The organism is Acidisoma sp. S159, assembly GCF_009766125.1.
GTDB lineage: Bacteria > Pseudomonadota > Alphaproteobacteria > Acetobacterales > Acetobacteraceae > Acidisoma.
The window spans coordinates 189646-206842 of sequence record NZ_LMUG01000067.1; the positions used below are offsets into that span (position 1 = coordinate 189646).

19 protein-coding genes are annotated in these 17197 nt (G+C 64.2%); 15 read left to right on the forward strand and 4 right to left on the reverse strand.

The window, feature by feature from the left end:
- Nucleotides 1-10 precede the first annotated feature (10 nt).
- Nucleotides 11-1003, forward strand: coding sequence for a thiamine-phosphate kinase (thiL, locus tag GSQ92_RS23565; protein ID WP_158805036.1), 993 nt, complete (start codon nt 11-13; stop codon nt 1001-1003).
- Nucleotides 1004-1045: 42 nt separating this feature from the next.
- Here the strand turns inward: thiL and GSQ92_RS23570 are convergent, their stop codons facing one another.
- Nucleotides 1046-1495 (reverse strand): outer membrane protein assembly factor BamE, encoded by a 450-nt coding sequence (locus tag GSQ92_RS23570; RefSeq protein ID WP_159014127.1) that lies wholly within the window; start codon nt 1493-1495, stop codon nt 1046-1048.
- 108 nt (nt 1496-1603) lie between these two features.
- On the opposite strand from GSQ92_RS23570, the gene GSQ92_RS23575 reads away from it, so the two are divergent.
- The 7 genes from GSQ92_RS23575 (at nt 1604) to GSQ92_RS23605 (ending at nt 7544) form a co-directional block, all read left to right on the forward strand.
- Nucleotides 1604-2233: a DUF177 domain-containing protein gene (locus tag GSQ92_RS23575; protein WP_216856924.1), complete on the forward strand. Its 630-nt coding sequence runs from the start codon at nt 1604-1606 to the stop codon at nt 2231-2233.
- A gap of 138 nt (nt 2234-2371) precedes the next feature.
- Nucleotides 2372-2575 carry a 50S ribosomal protein L32 gene (gene rpmF / locus GSQ92_RS23580; protein WP_158805039.1) on the forward strand — a complete coding sequence of 68 codons (204 nt, stop codon included), beginning with the start codon at nt 2372-2374 and terminating at the stop codon, nt 2573-2575.
- A 12-nt stretch (nt 2576-2587) separates the two neighbouring features.
- Nucleotides 2588-3712, forward strand: a complete 1125-nt coding sequence (plsX, locus tag GSQ92_RS23585; RefSeq protein ID WP_158805040.1) for a phosphate acyltransferase PlsX — start codon at nt 2588-2590, stop codon at nt 3710-3712.
- Between the two features lie 9 nt (nt 3713-3721).
- Nucleotides 3722-4717, forward strand: coding sequence for a beta-ketoacyl-ACP synthase III (locus GSQ92_RS23590; RefSeq protein ID WP_256367126.1), 996 nt, complete (start codon nt 3722-3724; stop codon nt 4715-4717).
- A gap of 115 nt (nt 4718-4832) precedes the next feature.
- Nucleotides 4833-5147, forward strand: coding sequence for an integration host factor subunit alpha (locus tag GSQ92_RS23595; protein ID WP_158805041.1), 315 nt, complete (start codon nt 4833-4835; stop codon nt 5145-5147).
- On the forward strand, nt 5144-5737 hold the full coding sequence (locus GSQ92_RS23600; RefSeq protein ID WP_158805042.1) for a MerR family transcriptional regulator: 594 nt from the start codon (nt 5144-5146) through the stop codon (nt 5735-5737). Before GSQ92_RS23595 ends, GSQ92_RS23600 begins: the two co-directional genes overlap by 4 nt.
- Nucleotides 5738-5930: 193 nt before the next feature.
- Complete coding sequence (locus GSQ92_RS23605; protein WP_158805043.1) at nt 5931-7544, forward strand: inorganic phosphate transporter; 1614 nt, start codon at nt 5931-5933, stop codon at nt 7542-7544.
- A 68-nt stretch (nt 7545-7612) separates the two neighbouring features.
- On the opposite strand, the gene GSQ92_RS23610 is transcribed toward GSQ92_RS23605, so the two are convergent.
- Together GSQ92_RS23610 and GSQ92_RS23615 are read right to left on the reverse strand one after the other, a co-directional pair.
- A complete protein-coding gene (locus tag GSQ92_RS23610; RefSeq protein ID WP_158805044.1) occupies nt 7613-7876 on the reverse strand; it encodes a hypothetical protein in 264 nt (87 codons plus the stop codon).
- A gap of 165 nt (nt 7877-8041) precedes the next feature.
- The gene (locus GSQ92_RS23615) at nt 8042-8251 is read right to left on the reverse strand and encodes a hypothetical protein (RefSeq protein ID WP_158805045.1); all 210 of its coding nucleotides are present in this window, start codon (nt 8249-8251) and stop codon (nt 8042-8044) included.
- A gap of 85 nt (nt 8252-8336) precedes the next feature.
- Here GSQ92_RS23615 and GSQ92_RS23620 point away from each other — a divergent pair, with 85 nt between their 5' ends.
- The 6 genes from GSQ92_RS23620 to GSQ92_RS23645 all read left to right on the forward strand — a co-directional run bounded on the left by GSQ92_RS23620 (nt 8337) and on the right by GSQ92_RS23645 (nt 14124).
- Nucleotides 8337-9218, forward strand: a complete 882-nt coding sequence (locus tag GSQ92_RS23620; RefSeq protein ID WP_158805046.1) for a TIGR01459 family HAD-type hydrolase — start codon at nt 8337-8339, stop codon at nt 9216-9218.
- Nucleotides 9219-9220: 2 nt separating this feature from the next.
- Nucleotides 9221-9448, forward strand: coding sequence for a hypothetical protein (locus GSQ92_RS23625; RefSeq protein WP_158805047.1), 228 nt, complete (start codon nt 9221-9223; stop codon nt 9446-9448).
- Between the two features lie 409 nt (nt 9449-9857).
- Nucleotides 9858-11444 (forward strand): glycosyltransferase, encoded by a 1587-nt coding sequence (locus GSQ92_RS23630; protein WP_158805048.1) that lies wholly within the window; start codon nt 9858-9860, stop codon nt 11442-11444.
- Nucleotides 11437-12138, forward strand: a complete 702-nt coding sequence (locus tag GSQ92_RS23635) for a hypothetical protein (RefSeq protein WP_254065839.1) — start codon at nt 11437-11439, stop codon at nt 12136-12138. The genes GSQ92_RS23630 and GSQ92_RS23635 overlap by 8 nt, the downstream gene beginning before the upstream one ends.
- A complete protein-coding gene (locus GSQ92_RS23640; RefSeq protein ID WP_158805050.1) occupies nt 12131-13183 on the forward strand; it encodes a glycosyltransferase family 2 protein in 1053 nt (350 codons plus the stop codon). The genes GSQ92_RS23635 and GSQ92_RS23640 overlap by 8 nt, the downstream gene beginning before the upstream one ends.
- Nucleotides 13180-14124, forward strand: coding sequence for a glycosyltransferase (locus tag GSQ92_RS23645; RefSeq protein WP_158805051.1), 945 nt, complete (start codon nt 13180-13182; stop codon nt 14122-14124). Before GSQ92_RS23640 ends, GSQ92_RS23645 begins: the two co-directional genes overlap by 4 nt.
- Here GSQ92_RS23645 and GSQ92_RS23650 read toward each other — a convergent pair.
- The gene (locus GSQ92_RS23650) at nt 14121-15557 is read right to left on the reverse strand and encodes a hypothetical protein (protein ID WP_158805052.1); all 1437 of its coding nucleotides are present in this window, start codon (nt 15555-15557) and stop codon (nt 14121-14123) included. The genes GSQ92_RS23645 and GSQ92_RS23650 overlap by 4 nt on opposite strands.
- Before the next feature lie 207 nt (nt 15558-15764).
- Between GSQ92_RS23650 and GSQ92_RS23655 the strand changes: the two genes are divergently transcribed.
- Entirely contained in the window at nt 15765-17135 is a 1371-nt protein-coding gene (locus tag GSQ92_RS23655; RefSeq protein WP_159014129.1) for a hypothetical protein, read from the forward strand.
- The last annotated feature ends 62 nt before the right edge of the window (nt 17136-17197 follow it).

Consider the following 17197-nt stretch of genomic DNA (forward strand, 5'->3'; position numbering starts at 1 on the left):
CTCGCACCCCATGACGGCTGAGACGGACGGCTCGGCTATGCCGATCATCGATCCAACGACTATTCCCTCCGAGTTCAGCCTGATCGGCCGGCACTTCCGGCCGTTGGCCGGGGAGGGCGCGCTCGATCTCGAGGACGATGCCGCCGTGTTGGCGCCCCCGCCGGGCCGGGAACTGGTGATGGCGGCCGATGCCATGGTCGCTGGCGTTCACTTCTTCCCCGACGACCCGCCCGACGGCATCGCGCGCAAGCTATTACGGGTCAATCTGTCGGACCTCGCGGCCATGGGCGCGGCGCCGCTGGGCTATCTGCTGACGGTCTCGGCCCCCCAATCGACGGCCGATGATTGGTTCGCCGGTTTCGCCGCCGGTCTGGCGGCCGACCAGGCCGAGTTCGGCCTGTCGCTATTGGGCGGTGACACCACCAGCACGCCAGGCCCCATCACCCTCTCGCTCACCATCATCGGCCATGTGGCGCCCGGTCGCGCGATCCGCCGGCGCGGAGCGCGTCCCGGTGATGAGGTTTGGGTCACCGGCACAATCGGCGACGGCGCGCTCGGCCTTGCCGTTTCGCTTGGCCGCCTGGACGACCCGACCGGCTACCTCAGAGCGCGCTACCGCGTGCCGAGCCCGCGCCTCGGGCTGCCGCTGGCCGGCCGCGTGCGCGCGGCGATCGATGTTTCGGACGGGCTGCTCCAGGATCTCGGCCATCTGTGCCGGCTTGCCGCTTGTGGTGCCGAGGTGGCAGCCGATCAACTTCCGCTTTCCCCCGCCGCGCGCGTCGCCGGTCCTGCCTGGCTGGCGGACTGCCTTGGCGGCGGCGACGATTACGAATTGCTATTGGCGGTGGCGCCCGGCGAAGGCGAGGCGCTCGCCGCCGACTGCGCCGCCCTTGGCGTGCCGCTCACCCGCGTTGGCCGCTTCGTGCGGGAGACAGGCGTCAGTGTAGTGGACAAGGATGGCGCGCCGCTGGCGATATCCCACCACGGCTGGAGCCACTTTTAGACCATCGCCGAACGGCCAATAGGCCAGACGCAGGCTGCTTTCCTACAGCGAGCCGCCCGAGAGGCCGCTACCCGGCCCGTTGCTGCTCGGGGTCTGGTTGAAGCGCCCCACATTGCCGAAGAGCTGCTGCAGTACCGAGGCACTCGAACCCGGCGACGGCGTCGAGCCTGGCGCCATCGATACCGACTTGGCGTCGCGCTTGTTGTAGGTCTTTACCTGCCGCAGTGTGCCGTTCGGATCGAAGGTCAGAACCACGACCCGCTGCGTCAGCACACCCGGCAGTCGTCCCACCCGCGGCTGGGTGATCTGACTGATATAGACCCAGCTGTTGTCGTCGAAGGTCTCGCGCGCTGTCGGTGAACCCAGCAGCGACGTGGCATCCGCGGTCGTGGACGTTCCCGGGATGAGCTGCTTCAGCGAATCCTGGTCCACAGGATTGCCGCGCACCGTAGTATTCGCAGCGAAAAGGCTGCAGCCTCCGAGGGATAGCATCAGGGCTACACCAGCAATCGCACCAAAGCAGCGGGCGGATCGCGCAGTGGATGAGGAACGCAGGACCACGCGGCGGGATCTCTCTAAGGTCTAGCGGGGCTGGGTGTCATGCCACCGATCCCCTGTCAACGCCTGAGCGACCATCCGGAATGTGTAAGAGCCGTTGAGGAAGCGGCTGCGGCCTTCCGCGTCGGGCGCTATAATCAAGTGATGTCGAAAGCCGCCACACCCCAAGAGCCTGCTCCGGAGTTCAGCCGCCTCCTGCCCGTCGGGCAGATCGGCGCCCTCGGAACCGAGCGGGAATTGACCGCCACGCCAGAGGAACGCGCGCTCATCGCCAAGCGCCTTGGTCTTGAGGGGTTGCCCATGTTCTCGGCGACTGTCCGAGTCGCGCAGCAGAAGCGCGGCGGCGGTTTCCTGGCGGAGGGACGGCTGCGGGCAAGGGCGCGGCGGGTCTGCGTCGTCTCGCTCGATACATTTACCGAGCCGACCGACCACACCTTCTCCCTGCGCTTCGTCACGGAGGACAAGCTCTCGGAACTTGACCCAACGGAGAGCGAATTGCCGGATGAGGTCGTCTATGACGGCGAGGCGATCGACCTCGGCGAGGCGCTGGTCGAGGAATATGCCTTGGCCCTTGCTCCTTATCCGAAAAAACCCGGCGCCAAGCTGCCAGTGATCGAGGAGCCGGAGGCCAGTCCTTTCGCGGTTCTCAAGAACCTCAAACTGCCAAACTGAGGCCGCCGCACCCCAGCCGGTGACCGCATTGGCTTGCTCCTGGCGGAACCGTCTGGTAAGGGGCGCGCCTCCATCAACACGACAGGGTGATGCGGTTTAACCTGCCGCGCATCACGCGAAGCGAAAGGGGTTTCGGCAATGGCCGTTCCCAAAAGAAAGACCTCGCCGTCCCGCCAAGGGATGCGCCGTAGCCATCACGCGATCCCGACCGAGGCTCACGCCGAGTGCGGGAACTGTGGTGAGCTGAAGCGCCCCCATCATATCTGCAGCCACTGCGGTCACTATGACGGCCGTGAAGTTGTAGGTGCGGGCAAGGCGCTCAAAGGCACGGTCCGGGTCTGATCCTCGGCGGCCATGGTGATGCCGTCCGCGACGACCGATACCGCAACGCTCCCATATGCGCTCGCCGTTGATGCGATGGGCGGGGATGACGCCCCGGAAATGGTCGTCGCCGGCATAGCTTTGGCTGCGGAACGTCATCCCGGCAGCCGCTTCCTGCTCATCGGCGACGAGACCCAGCTTGCGGCGCTGCTCGAGCGCTATCCGCGCGCGCGTGCCGTCTGCACGCTGCGCCACGCGGCCGAGGTCATCCTCAACGAGATGAAGCCGACCGCGGCCTTGCGGTTGCGGGACTCCTCGATGCGTGTCGCGATCGATGCGGTGGCGCAAAGCGAGGCGAGCGCCGTCATTTCGGCCGGCAACACCGGCGCCCTGTTGGCGCTGGCCAAGATTGTCCTGAAGACGCTCCCCGGCATCGACCGGCCTGCCATGGCGGCGACGGTACCCTCGGCGCGCGCCGATGTCGTCATGCTCGACCTCGGCGCGAATGTCCTCTGTGACACCCGCAACCTGGTCGAATTCGCCGTCATGGGCGAGATGTATGCCCGTACCGTGCTTGGCATCCCTAATCCCACCATCGGCTTGCTCAATGTCGGTTCCGAGGAACTCAAGGGTGACGAGCGGCTGCGGCAGGCGGCCGAAATCCTGCGCGCCAGCCATATGGGTCCTCGATTCCACGGCTTCGTGGAGGGGCACGACATTGCTGCCGGTACGACCGATGTCGTGGTTACGGATGGCTTCACTGGCAATATCGCGCTGAAAACCGGGGAGGGCGCGCTGCGCCTCGTCGGGGGCCTCCTGCGCCAGGTCTTTACCAGCAGCCTTTCGGCGAAGCTTGCTTATCTTCTGGCGCGCGCGGGGCTCGACCGACTGCGCGAATGGCTCGATCCCCGCCGCTACAACGGCGCCGTGCTGGTCGGCCTAAACGGGATCGTCGTGAAATCCCATGGCGGCACCGATGCGCTCGGCTTCGCCCATGCTATCGACGTCGCCATGAATATGGTGGCCCATGGCTTTACCGCCGGCATCCGGGACGGCCTGCTGCGCATCGCCGAGCTCGACGCCGCGGCGGCGCTTCTGGCGGCAAGCGAGGCGGCTGCTCAGGACGGGCCGCTCTCCACGCTCGCCGTCGCGACCTAGGCCGCGATCTTGGGCGCCTCAGCACGATCGGTCCTGGCAGGCGTTGGTGGCTTTCTGCCCGCGCGGCTGGTGACGAATGCGATGCTCGCCGAGACCCTCGACACTTCGGATACCTGGATCCGCGAGCGCACTGGGATCCGCCAGCGCTACCTCATCGGCCCGGACGACACCACGGGCTCCATGGCGACGGAGGCGTCGCGCCGGGCTCTAGCGTCGGCAGGGATAGCGGCTGACGAGATCGACCTCATCATTGTGGGCACCAGCACGCCCGACCAGGCTTTCCCATCGGTCGCTGTCCGCGTCCAGGCTGCCCTCGGCATCCCCGGCGGGTTCGCCTTCGACATCTCCGCCGCCTGCGCCGGCTTTGTCTACGCGCTGTCCCTGGCCGACGACCTCATCCGCGCGGGCCGCGCGCGCGGCGCGCTGGTCATCGGCGCCGAAGCCTTTTCGCGCATCCTGGATTGGACGGATCGCGGAACCTGCGTACTGTTCGGCGACGGTGCCGGCGCCGTGGTCCTGCGCGCGGCGCCCCCGAGCGACGGCGTCGAGCAACCCGGCATCCTCTCCACTCACCTGCACGCTCAGGGCTCCCTGGGCGACATCCTATACGTCGACGGCGGCGTTGGCGTGACCGACAGCGCGGGGCTGCTGCTTTCCGGCAAGCTTCGCATGAACGGCAGGGACGTCTTTCGTCACGCGGTCCAACGCCTCTCGGAGAGTGTCGAGGAGGCCCTCGCCGCGAACGGCCTCTCCCACGACGAGATCGACTGGCTTGTGCCCCATCAGGCGAATATCCGGATCATCGAAAGCATGGGCCGCAAGCTGGGCCTGCCGCCCGAGCGTGTCGTCATCACCGTCGATCGTCATGCCAATACCTCCGCCGCTTCAATCCCTCTGGCCTTGGCCGAGGCATGGACGGACGGCCGCATCCAGCCGGGTCAACGGATTTTGATGGAGGCCTTGGGAGGCGGCTTGGTCTGGGGTTCCGCGCTGCTGCGCGTCTAGCACCGAGGCGCTGCTGGCGGCGGCGGCAATACAATGCCGCTGCGATCCCTTCATCCAATGTGTTGAAGCTGTTGCATTTCGTTGACTCGCCTCGCGAGAATGTTAACGTTGTTTCATGAGTACCGTGACCCGCGCGCAGCTTGCCGAGATGATCTACACGCAGGTTGGGCTGTCACGGAACGAATCCGCAAGCCTCCTGGAATATGTTTTGGAACGTATCGCCCGCGCTCTCGAGGCCGGAGATTCTGTTAAAATCAGTGGTTTCGGAACCTTTTCTGTTAGGCAGAAAGGGCGTCGCGTCGGTCGCAATCCTAAGACCGGCGTCGAGGTTCCGATCCTGCCGCGGCGTGTCCTCGTCTTCCGCCCTAGCCAAGTACTCAAGGGCGTCGTTAACGGCGAAATCGTTCTCGATGATGGAGAAGACCTATGAGCCAGGCTGTCATTATGCCGGCGGAAGAGGATCTGCTCGGCAGGCAGAAGATCAAGAAAGCACCCAGCGCTTTCCGAACTATCAGTGAGGTAGCGGACGATCTTCACATACCGCAGCATGTTCTGCGCTTCTGGGAAACGAAATTCACCCAGGTGAAACCGCTCAAGCGTGGCGGCGGCCGGCGCTACTACCGTCCGGAGGATATCGCGCTGCTGCGGCGGATTGCCAATCTGCTCTACACCCAAGGCTATACGATCAAGGGCGTGCAGCGCCTGCTGCGCGAAGGTGGCGGTCGCCTCGCGGACGATATCCCGCCGCCTCCCGTCGATGAGCATGACGTCGAAACCGATATGCCCGAGGTTGAGCGCGCCGTCAGCGAAACCGCGTCGGTTCCGTCGCCATCGCCGCCGCAACGACTGCCGCTGCGTTTCGTGCCGAGATCGGCCGCGATCTTCGCGCCGATTCCGCTGCATGGCACGCGGCCTCTTGAGGCTGGCACTGCCCAGTTCGATGAGGTCGTGCGTCTGAAACGTGTTCTGAGCGACACCCTCTACCAGCTGGAGACGCTGAAGGACTTGCTGGCGCCGTAGAACCGGGCGGTCGTCACAAGTAATTATATCTCCATCACCCTCGGCGACCGTCGGGGGCGCCGTCTATTGCGCGGTCGAGCGCGACCCATATCCGCTCGACCTGATGGCCGGCCGAAAGCGAGTGTCATGGAACTGACACGGACAGCCACTTAGCGCGCAGGCTATGGAGCCGCGCAGAAGCTAAGGAATTGGCATGTCAGACGCGACGATGGGCTCCGCGCCCGCCGCTGGCCGCGATCTCAGCAATGATACGCATCCGGCAACCATACCGGTTTTCGTCCTCCTGCTCGTCTGCGGGATCGGCTACGCCGTTTACGGCCTCCTCTCGGATATCAACAACACCGGCCAGTCGCCGCTCGCGATAGGCGCCTTCGTGCTGCTCGGCCTGGCGCTGCTGATCGCGCTGGGCTTCGAGTTCGTAAACGGCTTCCATGACACTGCGAACGCGGTGGCGACCGTCATCTACACCAATAGCCTGCCGGCGCCGGTCGCGGTGGTCTGGTCGGGGATATGGAATTTCCTCGGCGTTCTCACCTCCTCGGGCGCGGTCGCCTACAGCATCATCGCGCTTTTGCCGACCGATCTCGTGCTCAATGTCGGCAGCGGTTCCGGCTTCGCCATGATCTTCGCGCTGCTCATCGCGGCGATCATCTGGAACCTCGGCACCTGGTGGCTGGGCCTGCCGAATTCCTCCTCCCACGCGCTGATCGGCTCGGTGATCGGCGTCGGCCTCGCCAACCAACTCATGGCACCGAGCGGCCAGGCGGCGGCCGGGGTGCAGTGGGGCGCCGCCATCGGCGTGCTCAAGGGCCTCATCTTCAGCCCCATCGCCGGTTTCATCCTGGCGGCGTTGCTTTTGTTGATCCTCAAATTCCTGGTGCGGAACAAGACGCTCTACACCGCGCCGGAGGGGAAGAAGCCCCCGCCGCTTTGGATCAGGAGTATCCTGGTGCTGACCTGCACCAGCGTCTCCTTCGCCCATGGCGGCAACGACGGGCAGAAGGGCATGGGCCTCATCATGCTCATCCTGATCGGCGTCGCGCCGACGGCCTTCGCGCTGAACCGCACTATTCCCGAAAGCAGCACGCCGGGCTTTCTCAAGGTCAGCGAGCAGGCGTCTCAGGTGTTCAAGACTCACTCCGCCGGGCAGGCGGCGGTCGATCCCTCAGCCGCGCGGCACTTAGTGGACGATGCGCTCAATCGAAAGGACGTCGTTCAGCCGCAGGTTTTCGCCGCCCTCAGCGTGATTACCGATGACATCCGCAACCAGGTGAAAAGCTACGGTGCCATTCGCCATGTCCCCGCCGCGCAGACCACCAATATGCGCAACGACATGTATCTGGCGGACAGCGCCGTCACCGCCATCGGCAAGGAGAAGGGTGCCGTCTCTGGCCCGGAGGCCTCGACCCTGAAATCCTACAAGAGCGCCCTGGAAAAGGGCACGCGGTTCATACCAACTTGGGTGAAGGTTTCGGTCGCCATCGCGCTTGGTCTTGGCACCATGGTCGGCTGGAAGCGCATTGTGAAGACGGTGGGCGAGCGGATCGGCAAGACTCACCTCACTTATGCTCAAGGCGCCGCATCCGAGATCGTCGCCGCGGGCACCATCGGCCTCGCCGAAGCCTACGGCCTGCCGGTCTCAACCACGCATATCCTTTCGAGCGGCGTCGCCGGCACTATGGCGGCGAATGGTTCGGGCCTGCAGTGGGGCACGGTGAAGGCGCTGGGGGCGGCCTGGGTTCTGACATTGCCGGCCGCGATCACCATCTCGGCCTGCCTGTTCTACATTTTCCGCCATCTTTTTTGAGGCCGCCGAACGCCAAGGGGCTGCCCGCGAACGGACAGCCCCATTTTTTCAAGCCCAAAAACCTCAGGCTAGGTTCCGCCGGAAGCCCCCGCCGATCCGGCGCCGGATGAGCCGCCGCTGCCAGGTGCCGCCGGCGCGGCACCGACAGTGTTGGTTCCTGGAACGGTGCCGGTCACCGGGTTGGTCGGCTGCGCTGCGGCTGGCGATGCGGCGGGCGACGGTTCAGTCGCCGGTATCTCTTTGGCCGTTGTGCCTTCCGTGTCATTGCAGGCGGCAAGACCAAGCAGCAGAGCCGCCGCGGCGGCGGCCTTCATGATGCGCGCGGATGTCATTGCGATTCCTCCTTTGAACGACGCCTCGGCCGAGACCGGATTGCCTGGACCAATTGACGATTCATGCAAGGCGATCTGAGGCCTCGAAAGCGTCTGTCAACATTCTGGTTTCCCAGAACATTTATCTCACGCGTTCGTGCACACCCGTGTCACGTCCAACAATTGTTACGAAGGCGAGGTCGGTGAAGCGCCCGACGAGTTAGGTCCCGGAACCGTGCCGGTGACCGGATTCGTCGGCGCCGAGACGGCCGGGGAGGCTCCCGGGACGGGCGAAGTCGGCGCCGGTTCTTTCGCGGTCACGCCATTGTCCTGACACGCGGCGAGCGACAGCAGCGCGAAGGCCGCTGGTGCGGCGATCCAGAGGTGAGACTTCATTGGAGTGGCTCCCAAACGGCTTATGAACCCGGAAAGTTGGGCCTTTCGCCTTGCGGTCAAATCGCAAGATCGTCATAGGCGAGGAATGAGGCGCCTCCAGGATCTCGGTGCGATCATCGGCGAGGCGGATGCTTTCCTCCTCGATCAGTTCGGCACCCTGCATGATGGAGCGGCGCTCTATCCCGGCGTTGCGGCGGCGCTGCGGCGAGTGCGGGCATCTGGCGCGCGGGTCCTCATTCTCTCTAATTCAGGCAGCCGCGCATCCCGCAATGCGGCGCGCCTGGCGAGGCTTGGTCTTTCGCCCGGCCAGTATGACGGCTTTCTGAGTTCGGGTGAGGTCGCGTGGCGGATGCTCTCCGGGCCTCGGCCGCCGAGCCTGCGCGGCGCCCGCCGCTGCCTGGTGCTGGCGCGCGGTGATGGCCCGGACCTCCTGAATGGCCTCGATCTGCTCCGCGTCCAGGACGCGGCCGAGGCTGACCTCATCCTGCTGCTTGGCAGCGAGGCGGACCGACTTGGCCTCGATCACTACCGGGAGCGCCTGCTGCCTGCGGCTCGGCGCGGCATTCCCTGCCTCTGTGCCAACCCGGACCGCCTCATGGTTCTCCCGGGTGGCGCCGAGGCCGCTGCCGCCGGCACGATTGCCGAGGCCTATGAGGCGATGGGCGGCCCGGTGATCTGGATCGGAAAGCCTCACGGCGCGATTTACGATGAAGCCTTCGCCACCCTGGGCGGTGTGCCGCGGGCGCGCATCTGGGCGGTGGGCGATAGTGTTGAGCATGACGTGGCGGGCGGCGCCCGGCAGAGCTGCCGGAGCGCGCTCGTTTTGACCGGCATCGCGGCGGCGCTGGACGCGATCGGCCTGGAAGCCGAGATTAAGCGCTTTGGTGCGAGTCCGGACGTCGTGCTACCCGCCTTTATCTGGCCGGAAGCGCAACCATGCTCTGGCTCGGCGACTGAGGGGAGATAGCGATGCGCATGCCGCGACTTCTGAAAGCGGGCTTGGCTCTGCTCGTTGCGAGCGTCGTCACCGCCTGCTACCCGCCGCCACCGCCGCACTACTACAGACCGCCACCGCCGGTTTATCGCGTGCCACCGCCGGTCTATCGCGCGCCGCCCCCGCCCGCCTATTATCGGCCGCCGCCTCCTGCCTATCGTCCCCCGCCACCGGGGGCCTATTACCGTCCGCCGGGGTATTGAACATGCGCTCCTTACTTTTCGTTATGACCGCACTTGTCGGCTTCGGCCTGGCTGGTTGTGGTGATTCGGATTCCCTTGCGAAGATGGGATTCCACGGCTCGACGGCAGCTAAACCGGATGGCGGGCTGCCAGCGGGTGCCTCCGCGTTCAGCGGCGGCCCTTCGGCTTCCAATGCGCCAAGCCCGATGTCACCGCAGTGACCATGCCTGTGCCGAGGGCGACTAGATAGCCCGCACTCTGTGCAGGTCAGCAACCTTCTGGACAGGGAAGTCGCAATAGGACAGACAGCCGGTCGCGGCCCCTTGATGTGGCCAGTGGAAGGGGATGGCTGTGCGAGGTCGAAAGCGGTCAGATGCCGGATGATGTTACAATCGGCGACGTCGCCGGTCATCCTTCGACGGAATCCGTGATGCCAGCTTCAACGTCGGGTTCGGAGATTCGCGAGGCTGTGCTGCGCCGAGAGATCGCGCAACTCACCCGAGAGCGAAACAAATTTGTTGGTGAAGTCGAAGAATTGACACGCCAGGTGGCGCTTTCCGGCGCGTCGCCGCAACGCCAGCCGCTCGCACATCCTGTCTCTGCTGCCGATCCCTTTGCTGCGGCACTGGAGCTTCATGCATTGCGCGAGAGCGGCGCCGCGAAGGATGCTTTGATCAGGGCTCTTTATAGTTCAACCTCCTGGCGCGTCACCGCGCCGCTCCGGGCGCTGTCCGCAATGCTTGGTCGCGGCACAGCGCTGAACCCAGAAGAAATGCTGGAACGCACGAACCTGAAGTTCGGCACTTCGCTGCCGCCCGGACGGGGCGTGGCCAAGCCCGAGCCAGCGCTGCGTATCGCGGCGCGCACCCGGAGTTCCACAGAGCCCGAGAAACAAGGCGGCGTTCTGGTCGTCGCGGACTACCTGCCCCTGTTCGACCAGCAAAGCGGCGGCCTCCGCTTGAAGACCATCATCGGCCTGATCATCGGCCTGGGCTGGGACGTGACATTCTGCTCCTTCCTCACAGCGGAGGCGTCGCCTGGCCCGCTCGCGACGCCTGAGGGAATCGCGCGCTACGAGACCGCGCTGCGCGACATTGGTGTCTCCCGCTTCATCTACGGCACCGAAGCGGCACGCGTTTTCCTGAATGAATCCGGCACACGCATCCGCCACGCGCTGGTGAGCTTCCCGATCGTCGCGACCGAATTCATCCCGATCATCCGCCTGCATTGCCCCTGGGCGAGAGTTATCTTCGACACCGTCGACTTCCACTATCTCCGCATGAATCGCGAGGCGGAGCTGCGGCAGGACGACGGCATGAGGCAGGACGCGCGCGTGATGCTGGAACAGGAACTCGCTTGCGTCCGCAGCGCTGACCTCACATTCGCCGTCACGGCGGCGGAGCGCACGGCGCTGCTCGATTTCGCGCCCGACTCCGTGGTCGAGGTATTGCCGAACGTCTTCACGGTGTCCGGGACCCCGCCCGGTCCCGAGGGCCGCCAGGGCCTGCTCTTTGTCGGCGGCTTCTGGCATCAGCCGAATGGTGACGCGGTGCTCTGGTTCGCCACGGAAATCTGGCCTTTGTTGCATGCCGCCGCACCCGATCTGGTCTTTCGTATCGTCGGCGCCAATCCGACGAGCGAGATCCTGGCGCTGGCGAGGCAACCCAATATCGAAGTGCTTGGCTATGTGCCCGAACTCTCGCCTTACCTCGACAATTCGCGGGTCTTCGTGGCACCGCTCCGCTTCGGCGCGGGGATGAAGGGCAAAGTTGGGCAGAGCCTGGCGCATGGACTGCCTGTTGTGGCCACGCCGGTCGGCGCCGAAGGCATGCAGCTGGAGGACGGCGTTCATCTCCTCGTCGCCGAAACGCCGGAGGCTTTTGCCGAGCAGGTGCTGCGGCTGCTGCAAGACGACGATCTCTGGACCGCGCTGCAACGGGAAGGCAGGACGCTCGTCCAGCAAACCCTCTCGGAGGATGTGATCCGCGAACGGCTCAATGGCGTGCTGCGTGGCTAATATTCTCGTCGCTGGAATCTACCTCGCCGGCCGGCCCAATACCGCCTCGCATCTGGTGTACGAGTTCGCCACCAGTCGCGCGCATCGGGTGACACAGAGATGGGTCGCCCTTGCGCTCGAAGGTCAGGATGATTGCGATCTGCCCTTTACCGTTTCCATTTGCACGCGGCGTACGCCGAAGTTCCTGCTCGTCAACGAACTCATCGCCGATGCCGCGGCTTTCGACTGGATCCTGTTGGTCGATGACGATGTCGAGCTGCCGCCGTATTTTGTCGATAACTTCATTGCTTTCGCCGATCGGTTCGACTTTGCCCTGTGCCAGCCGGCACGCACCACGGATAGCTATATCGACCATATGATCGTGATGCAGAGTTCCGGCTTGCTCGCTCGCCGCACGCGCTTCGTGGAGATCGGGCCAGTCACCGCGATCCGTCGGGATGCAGCCCGGCTGATCCTGCCGGTCGCCGAGGAAAGCGGCATGGGTTGGGGCCTCGATTTCGTCTGGCCGATGATCATGGAGAAAGCCGGTCTGCGCATGGGCATCGTGGATGCGACGCCGATCGCCCATCGCATGCGCCGCCAGGTCACCGGCTACAATTACGACGAAGCCGCCCGCGGAATGTCCGAGGTCCTCGCGACCAATCCCTTCATGCCGAGAGACCGCGCCTTCACGGTGCTCGAAACCTATGTCTGAGGTGGTGTTGCCGGAAGCGCCTGAGATTTCGGCGCTGCTCACCACCTACAATCGTGCGCATCTTCTGCCGCGCGTGCTGGCGGCTCTCGCCGCGCAACGCCTCGGGCATGATCGCTTCGAGGTCATCGTCATCGACGACGGATCGACGGACGAGACCCAGGCGGTACTTAGTTCCTGGGCCAATCGACTGCCGATGCGCATCGCGCGCCAGTCGCAAAGCGGACTCGCCGCGGCGAAGAACCTGGGCATCTTCCTCAGCCGCGCGCCGATCCTGGTCTTCCTCGATGATGATGATGTCGCCGATCCCAATCTGCTCGTTGGTCATCTGGCCGCGCATCTTCGTCATCCGGATTTCAATGTCGCCGTGCTCGGTCACACGGATCTCGAAGCCGAGGTAGCGCGGCTGCCAGTCATGCGGCATGTGACCGGCAACGGCGGCCAGCTCTTTTCTCATGGCTGGATGAAGCCGGGCCAGATGCTCAGTTTCCGCGAATTCTGGGGCGGCCGGAGTTCGTGTAAACGCTCGCTGCTCATCGACCATGGTGTCTTTAACCCGATCTTTCGCTTCGGCTGCGAGGACATTGAACTGGCCTGGCGCCTCAACAAGGTCGGCCTGCGCGTGGTCTATGAGCCCTCCGCGCGAGCGACGATGATCCGAGGACTTACCTTCGACGATTTCTGCCGCCGCGCGATGCGGCAGGGCCGCTCGCAGTGGGCCTTCGCGACATTGCACGGTACGCGGGAAGTGCGGGAGTATTGTGAGATCGACCGCGCGCTGGTCACCTGGCCGCAGGTGAAGACGGATTTCGCGGCCATCCTGCGCTGGGCGGCGAGCCTCGACCGCATGATGCTTCAACGTGGAACCTCGGCACCCCCGCTTTCCGGGGCGACGCAGGCGGAACTCGACGAAGCCTATTCCACAGCCTTCTTCCTCTGCCGCGCCAAGGGCATTGCGGATGCAGTGTTTCAGCCTCCCATCTTTCGCAGGCCGGAAGAGTTGCCCGTCAGCCGCATGGGTTTCCTGGATTGGGGCGTCCGCGCGTGACGTCTCTCGCCGAGTTCCGCGTCGCCGTTCTCATTCCCTGCTACAATGAGGCCATCACCATCGGTGGCGTCGTCGCCGATTTCCAGTCCGCGCTGCCCGGCGCCCGGATCTATGTCTACGACAATAACTCCTCGGACGACACGGTGGAACACGCGCGGGCGGCCGGCGCCACTGTGCGGATCGAGCGTCGCCAGGGTAAAGGCTATGTCGTCTGCCGCATGTTCGCCGATGTCGAAGCCGACGCCTACGTCCTTGTCGACGGCGACGGCACCTATGACGCGGCCGATGCCTCCACCATGATCGCCTTGTTGCTGGACCAGCAGCTCGACATGGTCACCGGCACGCGCATCGAGACCGCGAAGGAAAGCTACCGGCGCGGCCATCGCTTCGGCAACCGGCTGCTGACGGGTCTGGTGCGCGCGATCTTCGGCAGCGGCGTCGCCGATATGCTCTCTGGCTACCGCGTCTTCAGCCGCCGCTTCATCAAATCATTTCCCGCACTCTCGACGGGCTTCGAGATCGAGACTCAATTCACCGTCCACGCCCTCGAACTCGACATGCCGGTGGGCGAGGTGCCGACGAGCTATAGTGAACGCCCGCTCGGCTCAGCCTCCAAGCTCCACACGTACCGGGACGGCTGGCGCATCCTGCGCACCATCATCGCCCTCGTGAAGGACGAGCGGCCGCTGCGGTTCTTCATGATCTGCGCCGCCGCTCTCGTGCTCTTCGCTTTGGCGCTAGGGCTGCCCGTGGTGTCCGAATTCATTCGCACGGATCGTGTTCCGCGCCTGCCGACTGCGGTTCTCGCCGCCTCACTGATGGGCGTCGCCAGCCTTTCCGCCGTCTGCGGCCTTGTGCTGGACTCAGTGCAGCACGGCCGCAAGGAAGCGAAACGGCTGGCTTATCTCGCGATCTCAGCCGCTAGTCTTCGATCAGACTAACCGCGGGGTCGTACAAGGCTCAAAACCGCGAGGCCGATCAGCAGGTAGCTGATGACGATGGCGGCAAGGACATAACGCGCGATCAAATAGTTGCTGTAGAGGGGTGCCGCTGCGAGATCGGCGAGCAACCCCGCACTCAGGACGACGACGCAGGGGCGTCGCCGCTCGCGGACAAGGAGCAACAGCGCCGCGCATATCCCGAGGCCGAGTTGCACGGGGTAGGCGAAGGATACGAAATCGTAGAATCGAATGAGAAGAGAACGAACCTTGGTAATGTCCGGGGTGATCTTTGGAACGGAATAGCTGTTTAACATGCTGACAAAATCATCCGGCAGTGGCCGCGAGAGCCCCATTTCGCCATAGACCATCCGGTGCCATTCGGCGGGTTGCAAATACAGTTCGGAACTCCGCGCATAGACAATGGCCAGCGACAGCGGATCGCGAAGGAAGGCGCTCTCAACGAGCGCGCTCGCCGCGTGATCGACCTTAGCGGTGTAGTCCTCGTGAACATTCAGCTTGTCGCGGAGAAACTGCTGCAAGTCGTCCGGTGACTGGCCCCAGACCTGTGTGACCCGCTTGTCATAGTCGCCAAGCTTGAGGCTTTGAAATTCGGCGGGCGTCACTTCTAGGCCGGCATGCCGGAAATCGGCGATCTGCAAAGCAGGCGCGAAGACGCCGGCAAGGAAGACTCCCGACAATTTGGTCGCAAAGACCTCGCCGTGGAACCGCTGCGCGAATACCAGACTATTGGCCGCGAGGAGAAGGCCGACCGCGACGAAGGGTATGGAGGCGGCGAGCGCCAGCTCAATCCACTGCCGGGCCGAAAGCCGCAGGCACCACATAGCGGCGATCAAGACCACCGTAAGTTCCATGATCAGGGCATAGGCGACCCGCAGGAATACAGCCGCGACACCCGCCGCAAGCGCCAGCATCAACCCGATCATCTCAGTCCGTATTGCTGAGCCCCGCGTCACGATCGAATGAAGGCCGAGGAGGAAGATCATGAAGCAGGCGAAAGAGGCAAAATCCGTCATGAAGAAGCGGGTGTAGATTTCCACGACGGGATCCAGGCAGACGACTGCGGCGGTGATGGCATAGAGCGTCTGCCAGGACCTGAAATCACGGAAGAACAGGCGCGTTGCCCAGATGATGCCGCCGAGCAGGATCGTCTGGATAAGGATAAAGGCACTGTAGCCGTGGCTGTGGCGCAACAGATAGTTGACGGCGAAGCCGAAGCTCCAGGAACGGTCTGGCGGAATCCAGCCATTGTGTCCTGTCGTCAGATAGGACACGGAGTCGCCCTGGAAGAACCGCGGCACAAAATCGACTAGCAGAAACGCCACAATGATCAGGGCATAGAAGAACGTCTTTGGGCGGCCCAGATTGTCGCCGTTCAATGGATCCGGCCACTCCGGATGTAAATCGTCAGCCATTAAAACACATCTCCAAGCCAGGCCAGCCCCCACACTGGCTATGCCAATAGACTTGGTGCTGCTCTTGCGCCAGTTCCTCCTGTCCATTGCTCAAACCAATATGGCAAAGCCGAGAGTCTCAGCCTATCCACAGGATGGAGACGAGGGAGTATCGGTGTGGAATCCTGGTCGAAAACGCTTTGGCCCAGTCGTCATGGTTTGACGATCGTGTTTGTCCTCGCATTGGCCGTGCAGGTTCAAGCGGCCATGACTCTGCGTGGCCTTTATGCGGACGGGGCTTTCTTCGGCACTCAGATCCTGGCGTCTCGCGGCATCGATGTTTTCCAGCCGGCGCGCTGGGTCGGCAGCGTTATCCTGCAACTGCCCGTGGTGACCGCGATGGGCCTGGGGGTGCGCGGCACGCATAGGCTGATGCTGGCCTTCAGCCTCTCCACCAATCTGCTGCCTGGTCTCGGCTTTCTGCAGTGCCTGGCGATCCTGCCGAAGCTAGACCGACGTTTTTTCGTCTTCCCCGCCTTTGTCTACTTTGCCGGAACGCTCAGCGCCGGCTTTGCGAGCGTGACGGAGGGGCTGGTTGCGACCGCCTATCTCTGGGTGCTCCTGTGCCTGCTCGTCTTTGGGCGGAGCACGCTATGCCGGTCCCTCGCGATCCTGTCGCTCTCGATCGGCACGCTTCGCTTGCATGAGGAGGTGCTGTTTCTCGGCCCTATCCTCGCGGCGGCGAGCTACTTTCGTCTGAAGACCGAATCGCGCCGCTTCGATCGTGCCATCCTCGTCGTCGCGACGGTGGCGTTGCTGGGTGGTGCCGCGATCGGGGCGGCCGGAGTCGTTTTTCCCCGCTATGCGGGTGGACCCGGTGATTTTGCCTCGAACTTCTTGCACTTCCATTGGCTCTACGTGCCGGGAGCCGGCGTGAACCTGCCGGCTCTGCTCGGCATCCTGGCGGCGCTCGCCATGCTGCCAGCCATTGCGGTCCCCGCAATGGCTGGCGCCGCCTTCGGCGTCTTCACGGTGGTCGCCGCGGTGCTCTCCGTCGCGGCCTTCCGGTTCGACTGGCTGACTGTCCCCGCGGCGCAGTTCTTCGCGCGGGACAACGCCGCCTTCATTTCCTTGGTTCTCATGATCCTCCTGCTCGTCGCGCGGCGTCATCCGATGCTTGCCGATCGGCTATTCACGGCGCCGCTGGGCGGCATCGTGATGGCATTGGGTCTCGCCGTCAGCCTTTGGCACGTCTCCGCGACTGTAAAGTGGGACACCTTCCGCGAGGCTTTCGCTCAAAGATTGGCGGCCGAGACGGGAGTCATCCCCTGGTCGCGGATGCTGATGCCACCGGGGTCGCGAGACGCGAAACTCTCCGCGATGATGGTCTGGCCCTGGACCAACCCGGATCTCAGCCTTCTCGTCCTGCCGCGCCACTGCGTGAGATCGATTATTGCCAACCCGCGGCCATCGAGCTGGCAGCCCTACAACCCCGCCGATCCGCGAACCATGCCCGCGATCCCGGGCATTAAATACGTCTACCTCCTGCCGCCGGATCACCAATCCGCGGCATGCGCCGACGCTCGATCAGCGCCCTAGGCTCCGGACCCATAAAGTTGTTGGAGCGACGCGGGCGCTGTGATCCACCCTTTCCTGCTGAG